At 33.4% G+C, this 18008-nt stretch carries 19 protein-coding genes and 1 pseudogene; 7 read left to right on the top strand and 13 right to left on the bottom strand.

The window, feature by feature from the left end:
- Nucleotides 1-12: 12 nt before the first annotated feature.
- Genes LJY09_RS08780 through LJY09_RS08765 form a run of 4 tightly spaced genes read right to left on the bottom strand, consistent with a single transcriptional unit; the run spans nucleotide 13 to nucleotide 3525 of the window.
- Nucleotides 13-603 (bottom strand): HMA2 domain-containing protein, encoded by a 591-nt coding sequence (locus LJY09_RS08780; RefSeq protein WP_048021443.1) that lies wholly within the window; start codon nucleotides 601-603, stop codon nucleotides 13-15.
- The gene (locus LJY09_RS08775; protein WP_228307775.1) at nucleotides 575-2689 is read right to left on the bottom strand and encodes a heavy metal translocating P-type ATPase; all 2115 of its coding nucleotides are present in this window, start codon (nucleotides 2687-2689) and stop codon (nucleotides 575-577) included. Before LJY09_RS08775 ends, LJY09_RS08780 begins: the two co-directional genes overlap by 29 nt.
- Nucleotides 2689-3228 carry an HMA2 domain-containing protein gene (locus LJY09_RS08770; RefSeq protein ID WP_223546509.1) on the bottom strand — a complete coding sequence of 180 codons (540 nt, stop codon included), beginning with the start codon at nucleotides 3226-3228 and terminating at the stop codon, nucleotides 2689-2691. Before LJY09_RS08770 ends, LJY09_RS08775 begins: the two co-directional genes overlap by 1 nt.
- Nucleotides 3229-3240: 12 nt before the next feature.
- Entirely contained in the window at nucleotides 3241-3525 is a 285-nt protein-coding gene (locus tag LJY09_RS08765; RefSeq protein WP_228307669.1) for an HMA2 domain-containing protein, read from the bottom strand.
- Between the two features lie 398 nt (nucleotides 3526-3923).
- Here LJY09_RS08765 and LJY09_RS08760 point away from each other — a divergent pair, with 398 nt between their 5' ends.
- Nucleotides 3924-4910: a permease gene (locus LJY09_RS08760; RefSeq protein WP_108674595.1), complete on the top strand. Its 987-nt coding sequence runs from the start codon at nucleotides 3924-3926 to the stop codon at nucleotides 4908-4910.
- Between the two features lie 10 nt (nucleotides 4911-4920).
- Nucleotides 4921-5883, top strand: a complete 963-nt coding sequence (locus tag LJY09_RS08755) for a TIGR03943 family putative permease subunit (RefSeq protein WP_108674594.1) — start codon at nucleotides 4921-4923, stop codon at nucleotides 5881-5883.
- A gap of 731 nt (nucleotides 5884-6614) precedes the next feature.
- Here the strand turns inward: LJY09_RS08755 and LJY09_RS08745 are convergent.
- From LJY09_RS08745 to LJY09_RS08725, 5 genes and pseudogenes are all read right to left on the bottom strand, one after another.
- Nucleotides 6615-7037 (bottom strand): annotated as a pseudogene (locus LJY09_RS08745) (hypothetical protein); the annotation flags it as partial.
- 277 nt (nucleotides 7038-7314) lie between these two features.
- Nucleotides 7315-7878 (bottom strand): SMI1/KNR4 family protein, encoded by a 564-nt coding sequence (locus LJY09_RS08740; protein ID WP_099000563.1) that lies wholly within the window; start codon nucleotides 7876-7878, stop codon nucleotides 7315-7317.
- Nucleotides 7879-7912: 34 nt separating this feature from the next.
- On the bottom strand, nucleotides 7913-8344 hold the full coding sequence (locus tag LJY09_RS08735) for a hypothetical protein (RefSeq protein WP_099000562.1): 432 nt from the start codon (nucleotides 8342-8344) through the stop codon (nucleotides 7913-7915).
- Nucleotides 8345-8919: 575 nt separating this feature from the next.
- The gene (locus LJY09_RS08730; RefSeq protein ID WP_228307668.1) at nucleotides 8920-9408 is read right to left on the bottom strand and encodes a hypothetical protein; all 489 of its coding nucleotides are present in this window, start codon (nucleotides 9406-9408) and stop codon (nucleotides 8920-8922) included.
- A complete protein-coding gene (locus LJY09_RS08725; protein ID WP_228307774.1) occupies nucleotides 9401-9811 on the bottom strand; it encodes a thiol-disulfide oxidoreductase DCC family protein in 411 nt (136 codons plus the stop codon). The genes LJY09_RS08730 and LJY09_RS08725 overlap by 8 nt, the downstream gene beginning before the upstream one ends.
- 262 nt (nucleotides 9812-10073) lie before the next feature.
- Between LJY09_RS08725 and LJY09_RS08720 the strand changes: the two genes are divergently transcribed.
- From LJY09_RS08720 to LJY09_RS08700, 5 genes are all read left to right on the top strand, one after another.
- Complete coding sequence (locus tag LJY09_RS08720; RefSeq protein WP_034266402.1) at nucleotides 10074-10307, top strand: hypothetical protein; 234 nt, start codon at nucleotides 10074-10076, stop codon at nucleotides 10305-10307.
- Nucleotides 10308-10692: 385 nt separating this feature from the next.
- Nucleotides 10693-10923 (top strand): RNA polymerase sigma factor, encoded by a 231-nt coding sequence (locus LJY09_RS08715; RefSeq protein WP_228307667.1) that lies wholly within the window; start codon nucleotides 10693-10695, stop codon nucleotides 10921-10923.
- Nucleotides 10924-10938: 15 nt separating this feature from the next.
- Nucleotides 10939-11220: an RNA polymerase sigma factor gene (locus LJY09_RS08710; RefSeq protein ID WP_315941877.1), complete on the top strand. Its 282-nt coding sequence runs from the start codon at nucleotides 10939-10941 to the stop codon at nucleotides 11218-11220.
- A complete protein-coding gene (locus tag LJY09_RS08705) occupies nucleotides 11204-12289 on the top strand; it encodes a DUF4179 domain-containing protein (RefSeq protein WP_228307666.1) in 1086 nt (361 codons plus the stop codon). The genes LJY09_RS08710 and LJY09_RS08705 overlap by 17 nt, the downstream gene beginning before the upstream one ends.
- 193 nt (nucleotides 12290-12482) lie before the next feature.
- Nucleotides 12483-13652, top strand: coding sequence for an FtsW/RodA/SpoVE family cell cycle protein (locus LJY09_RS08700; RefSeq protein ID WP_154973061.1), 1170 nt, complete (start codon nucleotides 12483-12485; stop codon nucleotides 13650-13652).
- A gap of 711 nt (nucleotides 13653-14363) precedes the next feature.
- Here LJY09_RS08700 and LJY09_RS08695 read toward each other — a convergent pair.
- The 4 genes from LJY09_RS08695 to LJY09_RS08680 all read right to left on the bottom strand — a co-directional run bounded on the left by LJY09_RS08695 (nucleotide 14364) and on the right by LJY09_RS08680 (nucleotide 17873).
- Nucleotides 14364-15377 (bottom strand): NADP-dependent oxidoreductase, encoded by a 1014-nt coding sequence (locus tag LJY09_RS08695; RefSeq protein ID WP_228307665.1) that lies wholly within the window; start codon nucleotides 15375-15377, stop codon nucleotides 14364-14366.
- A 352-nt stretch (nucleotides 15378-15729) separates the two neighbouring features.
- Complete coding sequence (locus tag LJY09_RS08690; protein WP_028413778.1) at nucleotides 15730-16479, bottom strand: SDR family NAD(P)-dependent oxidoreductase; 750 nt, start codon at nucleotides 16477-16479, stop codon at nucleotides 15730-15732.
- 68 nt (nucleotides 16480-16547) lie between these two features.
- Nucleotides 16548-17123 (bottom strand): TetR/AcrR family transcriptional regulator, encoded by a 576-nt coding sequence (locus LJY09_RS08685; protein ID WP_154972803.1) that lies wholly within the window; start codon nucleotides 17121-17123, stop codon nucleotides 16548-16550.
- 579 nt (nucleotides 17124-17702) lie between these two features.
- Nucleotides 17703-17873, bottom strand: a complete 171-nt coding sequence (locus LJY09_RS08680) for a hypothetical protein (protein ID WP_176551740.1) — start codon at nucleotides 17871-17873, stop codon at nucleotides 17703-17705.
- Nucleotides 17874-18008: the final 135 nt, after the last annotated feature.

The following is an 18008-nucleotide window of genomic DNA, read 5'->3' as shown; positions in this document are numbered from 1 at the left end:
TGAATGAATATCTTACGTAATTGTAGATAGCTTTTGTGATTGCACTTTCTGCTTTTCATGTAACAATTCCAATACATTCACAATCCATGTAATCATTGCTACATATAGCATATTTGAGGGCCCTAGAGATAACATCGTAACAATTCCAGTTAAAATATCTGGGTGCCTCATTTTATTGCTCGTACCGTGGGATAAGACCGTATAGCCTGTCGCAACTACTGCTCCATATACGAGTGCATCTGGTTTATAAAAAGATGCTTTTCGAATACCTGCCAGTAGAAGTAATCCCCCAGAAAACAATGTACGTAGCCAATCATTTCGTGTGGCAGGATCCATTTGAATCATAATATCATCTAATGGATCTAAACGCGTTTGCTGAAAAAAGATAGATACATAACGAAAAATGGTATTGCGAGAAAGTTGTGAAACATCGTAGTATATAAGCATGGTTTGAATAGTGGGTTCTATTCTCACACTCGTTATACCTTTTAAAGCAGAAAACATATGCTCTATTTCCACATGATTTTTCTTATCTCTCAATGCTGGGATATGAAATCGAATACGACCTGGTATATCATGCAGAACGTAGAATTTGGGATTCATTGGTTTCCCTCCCTAGCCATAAAATTCTTGCACTATTTATTACTACACCAATAGTGGCCGCATTATGAATAGCTGCTCCCACAATTGGAGAGAAGATACCTAAAGCACCAAATAAAATTGCAATACCATTAATAGCAAACGTGGCAATAAAGTTTTGTTTAATAATGTTCATGGTCTTTTTAGATAGTCCAACTAACTCAGAAAGCATTTCTGGGTTATCAGACGTAATAATAACGTCACTGGCTTCTGAAGCAATGTCTGTTCGTTTAGCCCCCATCGTTACACCTACATGGGCATGAGCTAGAGCTGGAGCATCATTGATGCCATCACCTACCATCATGACAGCCCCTGTTCTCCCATACCTTTTTACATAAAAGGCTTTATCTTCTGGCAAAGCCTCTGCATGATACCAGTTCAGTTTTAAGCGACGCGCCATTTCTCTCGCAACCGTTCTCTTGTCTCCTGTGAGCATAATAATGTCGTTAATACCTTGATGTCGAAGATTTTTCACTGCGCGATGCATACCAGAACGTATTTTGTCAAAAATGCTGACTACTCCTACAAGTGTTTGATCATAGGCTACATAAATTACATTTTCGTCGTTTTGCATGTGTTGAAGTAAGTTAGTTGTTTTAATCTTTAATTCATTCATAAAACGTAAACTTCCAACAACAACTTTTTTACCATTTAGCCAAGTGGAAATTCCTTTTCCTACCGTTGTTTCTACCTGAGCATTATTGTCTCTATTAGGAATTGAAATATTCCAATCTTTCGCTTGCTTCATAATTGCATCAGCAATAGGGTGGGTAGAATTTTTCTCAACTGCCGCAGCTAAACGAATGACATCTTCTTGATTAAAGCCTTCAGCAGCAATTACTTGCTGAACCACAGGCGTTCCTTCTGTAATAGTTCCGGTTTTATCAAGAATAACTGTATTTAGTTTAGACATCTTTTCAATATGATCACTGCCTTTAACAATAGCCCCTTCTTTTGCAGCACGTCCAATGGATGCGTATAAAGCTGTGGCCGTTGATAATTTAATTCCACAAATAAAATCAATAACTAACATACTCATCGTTCTGTTAAGGTTTCGAGTGAAGAAAAATGTAAGAAGTGCCAAACCAAAAGAAACAGGAACCATTTTTTCAGCTACTGTATCGGCTATATTTTGAATAGGAGCGCGTTTATCTTGTGCTTCCTCCAACAGTTTCACAATTTTAGAGAGGGATGTATCTTCTCCTACTTTTTCAACTGTTACAGTAACATGTCCACTTTGCAAAACACTTCCAGCGTACACATTATCTCCACCACTTACCTCTCGCGGCATATACTCCCCAGTAATTGAAGACTCATCTGCTGTACCGTTCCCCTCTATTATGATTCCATCCACGGGGATCTTTTCTCCAGTAAAAACTACAACCTTATCACCAACTTGAATATCCTCGACTAAAACCTTTTCTTCAAGGCCCTTTTCTTTTACTCTCCAGGCATATGAGACATCTAATTTTAGAACTGAGTGAATATAATGCTTGGTTTGTTCAGACGTATAGTCTGTTAATAGCTCACTAATAGTAGACATCAAAGTAATAATTAAAGCCGATCCCGGATTCTTCATATATAAAGAAGCAAATATAGAGGCAGCTGTTAATGTATTAGCATTCCCTTTTCGCTCTTTTAGGACATGAACAACACCGTCTTTAATGACCTCATAGGAAGTACTAATAGCAGTAAGGGTGCTAATCCAATAAGAAACTACCTTTACTATAGGAGAATATGAAGAACGTTGTAAGTACCAGTTAATTAAAAATGTAGTTCCACAAGCTATAACAGGGACAAATTTCTTCCACGAAGATGTTACTTGACTGATTGTATGTCTATATTTCCAGATAAAAGACTTTAGATTGTTCAAAGAAAGGTTAATGTGATGGTAAACAAGTAGGCTTCCGGTTACTTGTTTATAGCTTGCAGAATACACTCCTGGAAAAGAGCGTAGCCAAGTTTCAATACGGCTTATTTCTAACTGTTTAGGTATATAAAATCGGGTCCTACCAGGAAGAGAATGAGCTACCTTTACCCCAAACATCATCACCTATTCTTTTCCCCCTTCTCCTTAATGATATTGTATGACCAATAAAGTAAACTTGCAGAAAAAGCAGGCGCACTTCCAAATGTCTGAATACCTTTCCCTAATAAAAAGAGAACAAATAAACTATCAAAGTCAGCAAAACCGTTGGTTTGCTTTTTAATTCCTTTATCTACAAATCTAAGTGTGTTAGTCATACCATTCATTAATGTCGCATCTTTGTTTAAGATGGCATTAGATGCGATTTGTACAATATAGCTCATGAGTTCGTCTAGCTCTTCTTGGTTAATATGCGGGACAACAAATTGAAGCACTAAACTTCCGGTTAGTTCTGAAGCCTTCGATGTTAGAATAAGAGGGTGTTTCTTTACCTCTTCCGTTAAAGTCTTTGCAATAATACGATGCTTCCAACTGTCGCATTGTATGCGCAGGCGCCCTGGCATGGCATGTATTACTTTTATTTTTTGATCACGGAATTGAGACATAATTTTCGGGGCAATAAAGGAAGCACCTAAACCTATTACAGTGGGAAGCATGCTCATTCCTTCCTTTCCTTAAGATTTATATTCTTTTTGATATATTTGTTCAATAAGGTGAAACCACTCTTCAATTTCTTTGTTATTTGTCATGTGGGAAGCTTTATATGTAATAAGTAAACTCCCGGTATCTGGTGTAAATACTGCGTCATAGACAAGGGGTTGAGATTTCAAATTTAAAATAATTAATTCAACTAGCTTACTATTATCTTTCCAAACAGTTGAACGAAGTCTAATTCTTCCTGGAATGAAATGTACAAGATTAATCTGTAACTTATTCAATTTCTTCTCTGCAAATTTCATTAATACTTTCTCTTTGACACTCATTAATATCCAAATACCACCAATCATTTTTCTTTATTTTACCAACTTATATATTTTATAACAATATGATTATTAAAATACTGTAAATTTTATTACGTACAAGTAAGTACTAAAATTTACAGTATTCTAGTACTGATTTTCAACAATAAGATAAGAAATTGCAAAACTAAACGTATCTGTATTTCTCAGTTCTATACCTTATGCTTTTTACATAATATACATTAAATCGTAAGCGTTACGTTTTGGTGGAGGGATAATTATTATTTTTGAGGTTTTTATCTTTTAAATATTTTTTATATTAACTCTTTCTTATTAGCTGCATAATGTGTTTAAACTCTATCATATAGTTTTAGTAATTGGAGGTGAAATGATAGATTGTGACAACTCTATCACAGTTAAGTAAAGACCTAATAGGTGTGCTGTTACTAGTGCTTTTTGGTTATTGTTTTTTCTTTGTCGATATAAATACGCACGATTTAGCTATCCCAGCATCTCTATTAAATGTAAACTCCATTTTTTTAAGCATTGTACTTGAGGCTATACCCTTCATTTTAATCGGAGTATTTGCATCTGCCCTGATTCAAGTATTTGTCTCAGAAGAATTCATTCAACGTCTAATTCCAAAAAATCCGTATATAGCTCTTTTACCAGCTGTTCTAGTAAGTGTTCTTTTACCTGTTTGTGAATGTGCCATTATTCCAGTTATAAGGCGGTTATTAAAAAAAGGAATGCCTCTTCATATCGGGGTTGTCATTCTAGTGGGGGCCCCCATTTTAAATCCCGTTGTCTTTGCTGCTACTTTTTATGCCTTTCAATCAAATACATCCATCGTCTACAGCCGTATGGGACTAGCTGTTGTTGCTTGTCTATTAATTGGTCTATCCGTTTATTTCTTTTTTAAAAATTCGAATCAGCTACGACATGTACACGTTCATGAACATGAGGACGCAAAAGTAGGTAATAAGTTAAAGCAAACGTTGTATCATGCTAGTGATGAATTTTTCGATATGGGTAAATATTTATTATTCGGGGCGCTTGTGGCAAGTCTGTTTCAAACCTTTTTAGATAGACAATTATTAACAAACCTTGCAAGTAATGAATTTATGTCTTCTGCCGTTATGATGGGATTTGCTTATGTACTGTCACTTTGTTCAGAAGCAGATGCTTTTGTTGCTTCATCTTTTTCTCATACATTTTCACCTACAGCTCTTCTTGCCTTTCTACTATATGGTCCTATGATGGATTTTAAAAACACCATTATGCTATTGTCTTTTTTTAAAAAACGTTTTGCATTTAGTCTGATTCTTATCATTACTGTGGTTGTATACGTTATTGTCATGACTTATGGGATAGTTAGTAGATAGGAGAAGTGGTATGAAAAAAATTGACCAGCAATTTGTCATCTATATAAGGGGGATATTGCTAATTGGTTTTTCCCTCCTTATGTTTAAACTCATATTAACAGGTAAAATCATTCAATTTATTGCGCCTAAAATGATGCCTTTTATATTGTTTTCTTCTGGTACCTTTTTTTTGTTGGGAATTATACAAATTTGGCGAAGTAGTATCAATAAGGATTTATCTTGTGAATGTGGTCATGATCATACGGAAAAAGGAAAAATTCGAACAACGTTTTTTTACTCTTTATTTCTATTACCTATTATGACGGGCTTTTTATTTTCAAATCACACACTTGATAGTTCGGTTGCAGTAAGAAGAGGGTTAAGCTTTTCAGTTAATACGCCTGATACTCCACAACAAGCCGGAAATGATGAAAAAATTGACACCACTAATTCAGAATTGGAAAAGGATACGAATGATTTCCTGTTTGGAAATTCAGAGGAAACACCAAAGAATGTTCCAACAAGACACCAAAATAGTATTGCTGCTAAAGTAGCACCTAAAGGTTTTCATGAATTACTTGAAAAGAAGCTACTCAAAAAACCGAAAATTTCTATAAATGATACGGATTATATTCCAGTCATGAATATTATTGAAAACAATACAGATCAGTTTGTTGGAAAAAAAATCGAAGTCAGTGGCTTTGTATACCATGAAAAAGGATTTAAAGATAATCAATTTGTTGTTGCTCGTTTTGGAATATCTTGTTGTGCAGCAGATGCATCTGTATATGGCTTATTATCTACCCTAGAAAATGCCTCAGCATTGAAAAAAGATACTTGGGTTCATATAAAAGGAATCATACAAAAAACTACGTACAACGGAGAAAATGTCCCCTATATTCAGGTTCAACGGATTGAGTCCATTCACAAGCCTGATAACCCGTACGTATATGAACTTTATCAAGGTGAACAACTGATAGGACCTGGAGAATAAAAAGACTATAAGGCACGTGTATGCTACCAAGGGCCAACTACACGTAATTTATTCGTTACGTTAGATGCTTGGGAAGTACAATGTTGTCTAAAAAGCTATACTTTTGCGAACATATAATTTTTTGTTTTTTAGAATGTGAGTATTGATATTAAAAAGAAGCCACTACGATTGTTTGGCTTCTTTTTACGTGTACAATGAATTTAGTTGCTATTTTCGTCAGACCATTTGTCTTCGCTATCGATCCATTCGTTCTTCTTTAAATCAAAAGATTCTATATCATCATGAAAATCTAGATAAACAGGCAGATTTATTCCATTATCGCCAGCTTTATTCCAACAAGTGATAAACCATTTTGAAATCAGTTCTTTCTCAGCAGCAGATATTTCTTCTTCATTTTGTTCATAAAAATCCCAAAACTCATCTGAATGCTCGTCGGCTAGCTCATAGTATTCAAACTCTTCAAGTAGCTCATAACTACCTGAAAAAATGGCACGATTGTTTCCTTCATAGAAAACTTCATTCGCTTCATTGTCCATAGAAAACATCCTAATAGACAAATCAAATGGCTGAATGAAGATTTCAAAGTTCAGTAAGTCAATGTCCTTATAATAATGAAAAGTATGTATTTTTTCGATATTGTTAATTAACTTATCTTCATTTTGTTCAAGTGTTTTCTTTAATGAACCAATATATGAATCAACCGTAAATAACTTATCACCTTTATTTTCTTCCTTTGTATGCTTCCAAGTATCAAAACGCTCATTAATCTTTGTATTAATCGCCTCATAATTATTCCACGTATCTTCTACCTCATAAAGGGATTTTATATGAGGAAATATAGCTTCATAATCATCTAAATAAGTACCTTTATCGAAATCAAAGTAATCTGTTGTAAAGGCCTTTCCTTCCGCATTCAGCATATCACTGGCAAAGACGCCATCCCATTCCATATATATTTCAGTTCCGGTCATGTTCTTTTGTTTAAACTCTATAATTTCTTGCGCAGCCTCTTCTTCAAATTCTTTGCTATATAAGTTTTCTTCAATAATCCAACCGAGATACATTCCAGTATGAACGAATGCCTGCTTTTCACTCAAGTTACTCGGGAAATCTCCTTCATAATGCCATTTAGCTTTATCATAGACGGTTGTCATGGCCTCTTCCTCTTTCTCTATATCTTCTATTAAGGTAGTTTCTTCTTGTTCACGACTACTTTTTTTATTTAATGAGTCTTCGCAGCCTTGCAGGAACAAAATAATAAACACAAAAAATGGAATGCACTTTAATTTATACAAAATTCCCTCCATGAATTACATTAAAAGTAAATGATATACCACATTATATACTGTAAAGGTTAAACAATATATATTTAACCAATGAAAATAGGATTATAGTAAAAAATGTAGTTTCTAAAAAGCTTGTTTAGCTTAATCATTCTTTGCGGCTATAACTACTTTTTAATTGTTTTGGATCTAGGGCGGGTACACGAAATAATTGCTTTAGAAAATCATCGAAAGTATCTGCTATTTTGATATACTCCCATTCTGTAGTATCGTGTGTTGAAGCTGAGAAGTTTTCTGCGATATACATAACAGTAGGGTCTTGTGATCTATTACGATAATCCAACACGACCCAATAGTGAAAATCCGTCCACAAAACCACAAATTCACCGGTGAGTTTGACTTCTTCTAATAGTTCTTTGGAAGATAAGATGCTTATATCTTCCTTTTCAAAGTGTATAGGATCAATATCGCTAATCCTTGCTCTTTGCCCGTAAGGAATACTTTCTGTATCTCCATCAGGTAACATAAAGTATGGGTAGTTTAATCCCCCACCATTTCTTATTTTCAGTAAATCCAATAATGAACTAGGTAACTTAACACCTAAAATAACTTCAGCTTGCTTTATGATTTCATCATTTATCGGATAATCTATACGCTTATATTCACTATCATCGCTCCAAAAACTATCTCCCTGATAAAATTCTTTTTTCAAAACTTCACCTTCTTCAATCTAATGTCTATAAACTTCATACTTTTACTTCTGATAAACTTTCAAGACTATCTGTAATCCCCTTAATTAATCCTTCTAGTTTATATACAAAATCATCAATTTGGTTTAATTCAGTAATAAGATAAAAATTCACGCGTGTTTTATCTGGAATATCTAGCTTATTATCAAGTACAAACTCGACTCCGATATGTCCTTGATTGTTAAAATGAAAGAATCTAACTTGTACATATTGAGCAGCACTTTCATTATCTTCCCCTTGAATCCATTGATACTCTTTTCGTTTTAAGTTTGAAAATAAAATTAGATTATCTTTCAACTCTTTGAGATCTTCAATAGTGGTGTAAAAATGAGTATTTACTTTACAATAGGGAGAAGTGACAACCATATTTAATTCAAGAAAGTTTTCATCTTCCCAAACTTTCTTTAATTTAACTCTATACTCAGACATTAAGTATCTCCTTTATTTTTAACTATTTTTCATTTAACTTATTACTTCACTATCAGCTCTGATCTCCTAAAATAACAAACTGACTACAACTTGCTTTGGCCCACTTAACAAACAAAGTGTCGAATACCAATATAAAAAATATTACATAATTATACTCTATAGGTAACTTAACTTCTATCTAAAAAGCAAAATAAAAAGCCACCCAGTATTTGCAGGACAGGTGGCTTTTTACTATAAAATGCATGTGCAGACATATAATAACACATTTTTTACCTTATAGACTATATTTTTCTGTACGAGCATATGAATAAAAGGTGCGCTTTTTATTCATTCGTTTGGGTTATGCCCTAGTATGAAACCCTTACGCGTCAAGGATGTATAAAAAGATGCATAATCGATAAAGAGGACCCTTTTGAGAACCTTTGCCTCCCAAGGGTTCTTTTTTGTGATGTGTTCCGGAAAGAGACATTATGTTAACTAAGATTGTATATTGTATTCATCTCAAGCTTCTTTTTTAAGAATAAAATAGTAAAAAGAAGAAATTCCTAAACTGACAAATATAATAGGTAGAACAATCATTGTATGTTCACCTTCTTTTTCATAAAACCTGTTGGGGTAGACGTTTCAGCTGTTACTGGAGAGTCAAAAAATACTCTTTTTAATTTTTTATATTCGAAGAAAAGTAAAGCTATACTCATACAGGATAACAAGATGGTAACAGAACGAGCTGGTATCTCAAAACAAAAGTCAAGAATAGTAATATTTACTGTGATAGGTAAGTAAATAATGTTTCCTAAAGTTGCTGTCCTTGGAATCAATAATAATAAAGCAGCTGTTATTTCTCCAAAAGCGATAAAAAGATTATATGTATTTGAATATCCAAAAAAATGCCAAGCTAACTGCATTGCTGAGTCCTTTGTCGAGTCATATATAAAGTCGCCAGTAGAAAATTGGCCTGGATAGATTTTGGCAATGCCGTAAACCAAGAAAGTTAATGCTAAAGACCATCTAAATGTAGTGATAATTGTCATTCTAAGTTTTTTTAGAAATGTACTTCTATTCATTGATTTTCCCACTTTCTATTTCCGTTTTAATAAACCTATTTTGTATTTCTTTGCTAGGGACGAGACAACTTTCTTTTTTTCCAAAGAATCGATATCGATTCTTTGCAATAAAACGGTACACTCTATCTCGGATTTTTTTAGGTATTATCCAAAAGAGAATGAAAAACCTTATAGGTCCAGTAAGCTTATTTATGATATGTAAGATTGCTGTAGATTCCGTATATATTTGACCTTTGTCAATTAAGATAATGGAATCCAATTGCGTATTATTCGGATTGTGCTTTATTATCAATGAACGTGCTAAAACCGATTGAAGAGACAAAAATTTAAATATGCCTTTAGGATCTCTTTTTATCACAAATTGGACCCAATGATTACATACGTTACATATACCATCAAACATAATAATAGGTTGATTGTCTTTTTTCAGCTTCAATATATTTCATCCCTTTAGTTAATTGTAAATAATTTCTATAAATAATTATAATACGAGATTTAATAAAGCTCACCTAACAATAATGTAAGACGGGCTTACAATTTTGTTAGATGAGCTTCATTTTTTGTTAAGAGTGCATAGAACGTGGATTATGGTAACTAACATTAATAAGTAAGGCTATTTATGTTAGAGTGTACATAGAAACATGTATGAGTTTGGAGGCAGAGTCGTGAAACGTGCAATAGGGATATTTCTTATTGCTCAAGCTTTATTAACGTACTTAACTATTAAGATGATGTATACTCCGTTTATCGTTAAAACATTACATAGAGATACTGGGGTTATGACAGTTTCATATAGTTACCCTTTAATGTACTGGTTAATTTGTATAGCTTCGGGCATTATGCTTTTAGTGGGAACGTATCTAGTTTTCGCTAAAGAAAGAAAACAGATCTTTAACTAAAGGTCTGTTTTTTTATTTCTACCGATAATACCTGTTATGTTAACTAAAAGGCGAAAAAGCCAGCTTTGGGGAAGATGGCTTTTTCTACTGATAAATATTAGGTTGTAAGTGGAGTCCTGAAAGACTTCTCAAGTAGTTTACTCAAAGGTTGCAACAGTTATGCAATCTTTATATAGCAATTTCGCACTATCCTATTGCATAAGTGAAAGTTTTAAAAAATGTATCTATATTTTCATTTCACAAAACAGGTACGGAAAAGTATGAAGATCTTTATTAAAAACTCTCAAATAAGAGAGTTTTTTTATTTTTTTGTATAAAAAACACAACTTTTTTTGAAAAACTCTCGTCTAAGTAACGAATATTGGTTAAAAGGATGGTCAGGATATTGGAAAATATAAAAAAAGAAGAAATCGAGCGTTGGTATGACGACCATAGCGACGCCATATTAAAATTTATTTTAATGCTGGTGAAAGATTATCAGCAAGCTGAAGATTTGACGCATGAAACCTTCGTGAAAGCTTACCTCTCTTACGATTCCTTTCAGCAAAACTCCAGTGAAAAGACGTGGTTGTTCCGCATTGCGCATAATGTCACCATGGATTATTTTAGAAAATAGAAACCTTTAAGTCTTCTGAAAGATTTTATTCTGTCGAAAACAGACCCTAATCGTTTACCTCAAGAGATGATTGAGCTTAAAGAAACTTCTCTAGAGCTGTATCAAGCGTTAGAAAAGCTGAAAGACGGACACAGAAAGGTTATTTTACTGCGAAAAGTTCAAGGTTTTTCTGTTAAGGATACGGCGACCATTTTAGGGTGGTCTGAAAGCAAAGTAAAGTCTACACAGTTCAGGGCAATTCCTGCTTTGAGAAAGCAGTTAGTAAAGGACGGATATATATATGAAGAAACGGTTTAATTCTTTTATGGATGATAGTTCACTAGAAAAACTGAATGAGGATTTGGTCTGGAAATCAAACCAAAAACAAAAACAGAAGCAGCGACTTCTAGAAGCCATTGATCAATTAGAGCAATCAGAATCAGTAAAGCCTGGAAACGATATATTACCTATGAAAAAAAATCACCTTCTAAGAAATGTTGTCTACTGTGGGATTGCACTTGTTATTTTGAGTGGTGCATTCATTAGTTCAGCATTTGTTTCTCCTGCAATGGCTCAAGTAGTTTCTAAAATCCCTTATTTGGGTCAGATTTTCAAGAAAGAGTCTGTAGGCACTGAAATTATTAATACGCTAAGGAAAAAAGGTTATAAAATTGATTCTTTAGGTCAGACCTATTATGGAGGAAAGAAGCAAATTGAGATAAGTGTGGATGGTTCAGAGAAGTATTTTAAGCGCGTTAAAGGCGATATAAATAAAATTACAAAAGATATTTTAGAGGCACGTAACTATGATAGTTATAAAGTCAAAATTACACGGTATGATCCTGTTCAATATGAGTATAAACCTGATCCTCGTCAAGAAAAATACGACAAAATAAATCAAGAGATTGATGCTGAATTACAAAAACGTAATTATCATGTGTTAGATGCTAGCATAGCAGGGTTTGACTCGGATACAAGAGTAGCTCTAGAAGTACTTGATACTGAGAAGCATATTGAAGATATTAAACAAGTGATTAGCGATGTTCTTGTTAAAAATAACGAAGAAAAAACACCTATAAAGGTATATAAAATTAACTTAAAAAAGCAAGAACAAGAAGGTAGATGGGGAAATATCCTTGATGATGTTGGTGAAGATTTATTAGGAAAAGATAGATATCATGTGAAGATGGTCGGCTACTCTGTTCACCCTGAACCACAAGTATTCATCTATACCTCATTAAGTTATTCGGAGGAGAATAAACAGTTTGCCCGTAAACTCGAAGGGGTTATTGATGAATTCCTCCAAACAAAAAACATGAAGGCCAAATTAAAAGAGGATCCTTATAAAATTATTATTTACGCTAAAGGAAAGAAAAAACTAAATTAAATAGATTGGTTACTACCCTAAGGAATAGGCCCACTATTTCTCTGGGTATTTCTTTTTTTATTTGTATCAAACAAAGTATGGCCTATAACCTACTATATATAAGTAAATTTTTCTCAAAAATAGAAAACTATTTTGTTTTTGAAGCGTCTAATTAACGATGTCAACAAATCTATATAGAAATGGTGTTTTACAAATGGAACGTAAGAAATCAGAAAGCTTTAATTATGGGCTTGCTTTCACCCTTTTGTTATTTTTTATCATTAGTTGTGTTGCTATTTTTAATGCCCAACAAACAGGACAGTACACAACAAATTTCGTCGTTAAACAGGTGGAATGGTACATTGTAGGCGGAGTCATTATCTTCATGATGATGAGGCCTGATGAAGATCAATTGAATCGGATCACGTGGTTTTTCTACGGTTTTACTATTTTTATTCTTATTTTGCTAATTATTTCGCCCACAAGTATTGCTCCTCTCAAAAATAATGCGAAAAGTTGGTTTGTGCTCCCCGGAATTGGTTCTATTCAGCCATCCGAGTTCATGAAAATCTCCTTAATATTAGCGTTTAGTAAAGTAATTCAACAGCACAATGAAAAATTTAGAGTTAGAGATGTCAGAAGTGATTTGCTACTGATTGGAAAACTAGGTGCAACACTTTTTGCACCCATTCTTTTAATCATGCAACAACCCGATTTAGGAACAGCATTAGTTATGATTTTCTTATTCTTTATGATGGTATTTGTTTCAGGTGTTGCATGGAAATTGATTCTACCTATTTTTGCTTCTATGGGAGTAATCGCCTCTATCATTTTATACATGGTTCTGAATCATGCAGCCATCCTAGAAAAATATCTTCATGTTCATTCCTACCAGTTTGATCGTATCTATGCATGGTTTGATCCAGAATCTTATGCAGGAAATCTTTCTTATAACTATATGCAAGTTGTAAAGGCCATTGGCTCCGGTTCTATATCAGGGCGAGATACCTCCCATTATGCTGTATATGTTCCGGAAAAGCATTCAGATTTCATTTTTAGTGCAATTGGAGAGAACTATGGATTCGTGGGAACAAGTTTGGTTCTCCTTTTGTTTATGGTATTAATTTATCAAATTATAACGGTAGCCTTCCATACAAAAGATAAATATTCTACGTACATTTGTACAGGAATTATATCCGTTATTTTCTTCCATGTTCTTGAGAACGTAGGAATGTGTATAGGCCTCCTACCTATTACAGGAATCCCTTTACCATTTATAAGCTATGGGGGCAGTTCTCTTATGAGTAGCATGTGTTTAATGGGACTCGTTTTAAATATTAGTTTTAGATCAAATGTATATATTTTCGATCAAAGTGAGAGGTAACTAAAAATGAATCAAGAAGTGAAAAGTAATGAACCAAATATGACGTCTCAAACACGTCTGCATATATTAAAATATGTTTTATTTGTCTCTTTTGGGATCCTGTACATTGGCTTTGTTATGTGGTGTTTGTAGACTATTAACCTAATTCAAATATTTTAAGTACAATAAGTTAAAAAAGTAAGTTCGATTTATAATTTCATAATTAAATGAACAAAAAAGAATCCTTTGCAAATATGCAAAGGATTTTCAAATTTATTGGAATAGGGGGAATACGTTATTAGTGTGGCCAGATTTGTAGATTCATATACATATAACTTTAAAAATAAATATTTTAATTGAATTCCCTCTTATAAAACAACTTTATTTAAGTGATATTATTTGTTGAGTAAATATTAAAGTATGTTAGTTATTACTAATGTTTCACTATTTACAGTTAGTGACGACAAATAAGAAGTTTTTCTACAAGGTATGTAATATGTAACGCTATTTTTAATAAAGTAAGTTAACTATTACTCTTGTAAATGAAAGTAAATTATAACATTATATCAACAAGAGTAATAGTTAATACTGTTACAAAATATATAGTATTTTTTAATACATTACTTTTAATTAACACTTAATCTATTGTTTATTTTTATAACAGATAAATTATGGACATGACCTTCTTCTTTTTAGGTTAGTTTTTATTTGGACTGATCTCCTCATGTTCTCCTAAAAATTAATAATTACTTTTCCTTTCGGTCGTCCACTTGCAACTAGTTCTAGCGCCTCATTTACGTTGTCTATGGGAAATAGTGTTGGATGAATTGGTGGAACAATGTTGTGTTCCTCAATGATTTTGGTGATTTTTTTTAGTTGTGCGCCGTCAGAACGAACAAACATAAAATGATATTCCACGTCGTGTCTCTTGGCTTTGTAGTCATACTTTGCACCAGCAACGGAAAACAGCTTTTGTTTCCAAAATGGAAAATTTCCTTTTTTTCCGAAACGCTTATTTGGGCCTGTACGGAGAGAGAGCAACCTTCCCCCAGGTTTGATGATACTCAATTCGTTGTCAAATTCTTTAGGACCCAGTGTATCGATCACATAATCCACATTCGACAACGAGTCAACGTAGTTTTCTGTTGCATAAACCAAATATTGATCTGCACCCATTTCCAACGTGCGTTCGCGCGCTTCTGAGTTGCCACTAACAATAACATTCAGACCTATTTCTTTTGCGATTGGGACAGCCATTTGACCAAAGCTACCCGATCCACCTGGAATAAAAACAGATTTACCAGGCTGTGCCTCAAGTTCTTCGTGTAGACCTTGATAAGCTGTTAGTCCAGCCAGTGGTGCTGCAGCAGCTTCCACATAAGATAAGTTTTTTGGCATTAGTGCAATGGCGGTAGCATCAATTGCGGCATATTCCGCAAAAGTACCAATTTTTTTTAATGGGAGACGTGTATAGATGTCATCTCCTACCTGAAATTCTTTCACGTTTTTTCCAACCTTTTCTATAACTCCTGTCAATTCATTACCAAGCGTTAAGGGGAATTCATAGTCCTGAATCAGTTTTACACTACCTGTCATAATCAACATTTCGAGTGGATTGACCGCCGCAGCTTTAACTTTTACCAAGACTTCGTTGTCATTGATTTCTGGGATTGGAATATCATTGACTTGGGCCTGAATATCTTTTGAATATTTGGTGATCTGAGCTGCTTTCATGAGTGTTTTCATTCTTTTCTTTAGCACCCTTCCATTGAGTTGCTTTTATTAGTTTTTTTATCTTATTTTTATTATTTTCACTGTCTACTTCATTTTTTCTCCTCAATATAATTCTTTTTATAAAAAACTTATATTATTCCAATCGTTTAGGTGGAGGAAACCTTATTTTAGGATCAACCCACCACCTAAACCTTAAACACTTACAAAATCACCTTTTTATCCATCTGATACTGTTGTTTTATTTTAGAACGTTCATTCTTAAATAGTTAAATTTTTTGAATTGATGCTGTAAACTATGTTTATCACCCTAATGAGTTATGTTCGTTTTTCAGTTATATATAGATTTAAAACCTTTGTTGATACATTAAGCGCCTAGTATTGGATAGATTTGATCTCTTAAATTGAAATTGTAGCTTTCATCTACAATACCTACAACTTTATCATTGTCATAAAGTTCCATCATAAAACCAGCCATTTGCTTAGCTGTGTGATACATCGGCATAAAGTTTTTATAATCGAATTCTTCTACATCCTGTGAAGTTTTCTCAAATTCTGTTTCTGTCACTGCTGGTGCTAAAACTTTGGCCTTCATTTTTGCACCTTTAAGCTCTAGTTCTTTTGCAAGCCCTTCTGTAAATGCACTAACAAAATATTTAGATGCAGAATAGGTGATACCACCAATATAAGTTGCATATCCCAGTGCGGAGGATACGTTAATTAATTGAGTTCCCTCTACATGAGAATAATCTCGCACGAATAGCGTAGAAAGGATTGCCAATGACTCTATGTTAAGACGTAACATGGATTCTACTTTTTCTAAATTCTGATCTGTCACAGAAGAAGATTCACCAAGACCGGCATTATTAATCCACGTCTCAATTTGATACTGCTTTAAACTGTTATACAGTGCGTACGCCTGATCTGTTATCGATAGGTCACTTGTATGAATAATAACATCTAAATCAGGATTTATATTATGAATGACTGATTTGAGCCCTTCTAATCTCTCTAATCTTCTAGCTACAATAATTAAGTTTTTTCCACGAGCAGCAAATTCTAACGCTGTTTCATATCCTATACCTGAACTTGCTCCTGTAATAACTGTGTACTTCATATTCTTTCTCTCCTTAAAAATATATTTAGATTGGTGTTAATTCATTTATTTAAACAACAAGATATAATTCATCCTAGTGCTGACAAATTCATATCAATAATGGTTTCTAATTCTTTTTTATCATTTGTTGTTTTTGCTAATACTCGTATTCCTACAAGGGAATTATGAATAAATTTAGAGAGCCCTTTGATATCATAGTGCTCAGGAATCTCTCCTTGTTCTTGACCATGTTTCAGTAAATCAAATAATAAGGTTTCGGTCTTTATAAACGTCTCTGTAATTTTTTCAGCTACTTCTTGATCAAGTAACGATAATTCAACTGCTGTGTTGACTGTTAAACACCCTTTTGGCTGTTTATCGGCTGGATAAATAACCATTTCAAATAATTTTCGTATAGCCTGCTTAACCGTTAAATCGGGTGTTATGTTACTTTTAAATCTTACATCCATTACTTCTACATAGTGACTCAGGGCTCGAATAAATAAAGTATGTTTGTCACCGAATGTATCATAAATACTTCTACGGTGAACGCCCATATAGTTCACCAAATCTTGCATGGATGTTTTTTCATACCCCTGTTGCCAGAAAAGCTCCATTGCTTTCCTTAATGCTTCTTTTTCATCAAATTCTTTATTTCTAGCCATGTACTCACACCTTAGAACGTATTATCTCGTATGTCTGAGAAAGGATTTAGAATCATTTATACACTTAGAGTGCAACAATCTTATACTATTCATTCCTCCCTCAATAAACTCTTCAGGTAATTTAAGAATGATCATTCTTATTTTGATAAGGTACTGTTAGATCTAACTTGTACTTAGTATATCAATTTGAGAACGTTCAGTAAAGAATTTTCAATCGGAATTTAAGACCATTATTTTCCTAATTAATCAGAATTCTTTAGTAGAACAAGAAAAAGTAACGAAGTTTTGAAGCAAGCTCACCCTATAAAATCATCTATAAATGCTTCTTTAGAGGCAAACTCAAATCTAACTGTATATTTCTTTATGATTGTTTCAAGATATAAACAATAACAAAAACTCTCTATGCTAAAAAGAAGGTTAATCATTTAATGGTTAACCTTTTTTTTTGTTTGTTCCGGAAATTGGTTTTATGTTAACTAAAAGGCGAAAAAGCCATCTTTGGGGAAGATGGCTTTTTCTACTGATAAATATTAGGTTGTAAGTGGAGTCCTAAAAGACTTCTCGAGTAGTTTGCTCAATTTAATACACTTTATTCTTACACAACATATCCATTGCTTTTTCTAGAAGTAAAATGTCTTCCCTCATCATTACTTTCATATCGTCGAGATCAAGTTGAATATATTCTTCTTTTAAACGTTCTAATTCCCTCACGAACAGAGATCCAGTATAGTACCCGTAATTTGTTTCCAATGCATATCTCCTTTGTGTGCTATTAATATATGTAGTTCCCTTTTATTCAGATTAACAATCAACAAAAGTAAAATTTTCCAAAAATAATCCTTTGCTATACAAGCAAAGGATTTTCAAATTTATTGGAATAGGGGG

The sequence above is a fragment of the Priestia sp. J2 genome (genome assembly GCF_020790095.1).
Lineage (GTDB): Bacteria > Bacillota > Bacilli > Bacillales > Bacillaceae_H > Priestia > Priestia zanthoxyli.
The sequence above is the reverse complement of the archived record's forward strand: the minus strand, read 5'-3'. Positions and strand labels throughout refer to the sequence as shown.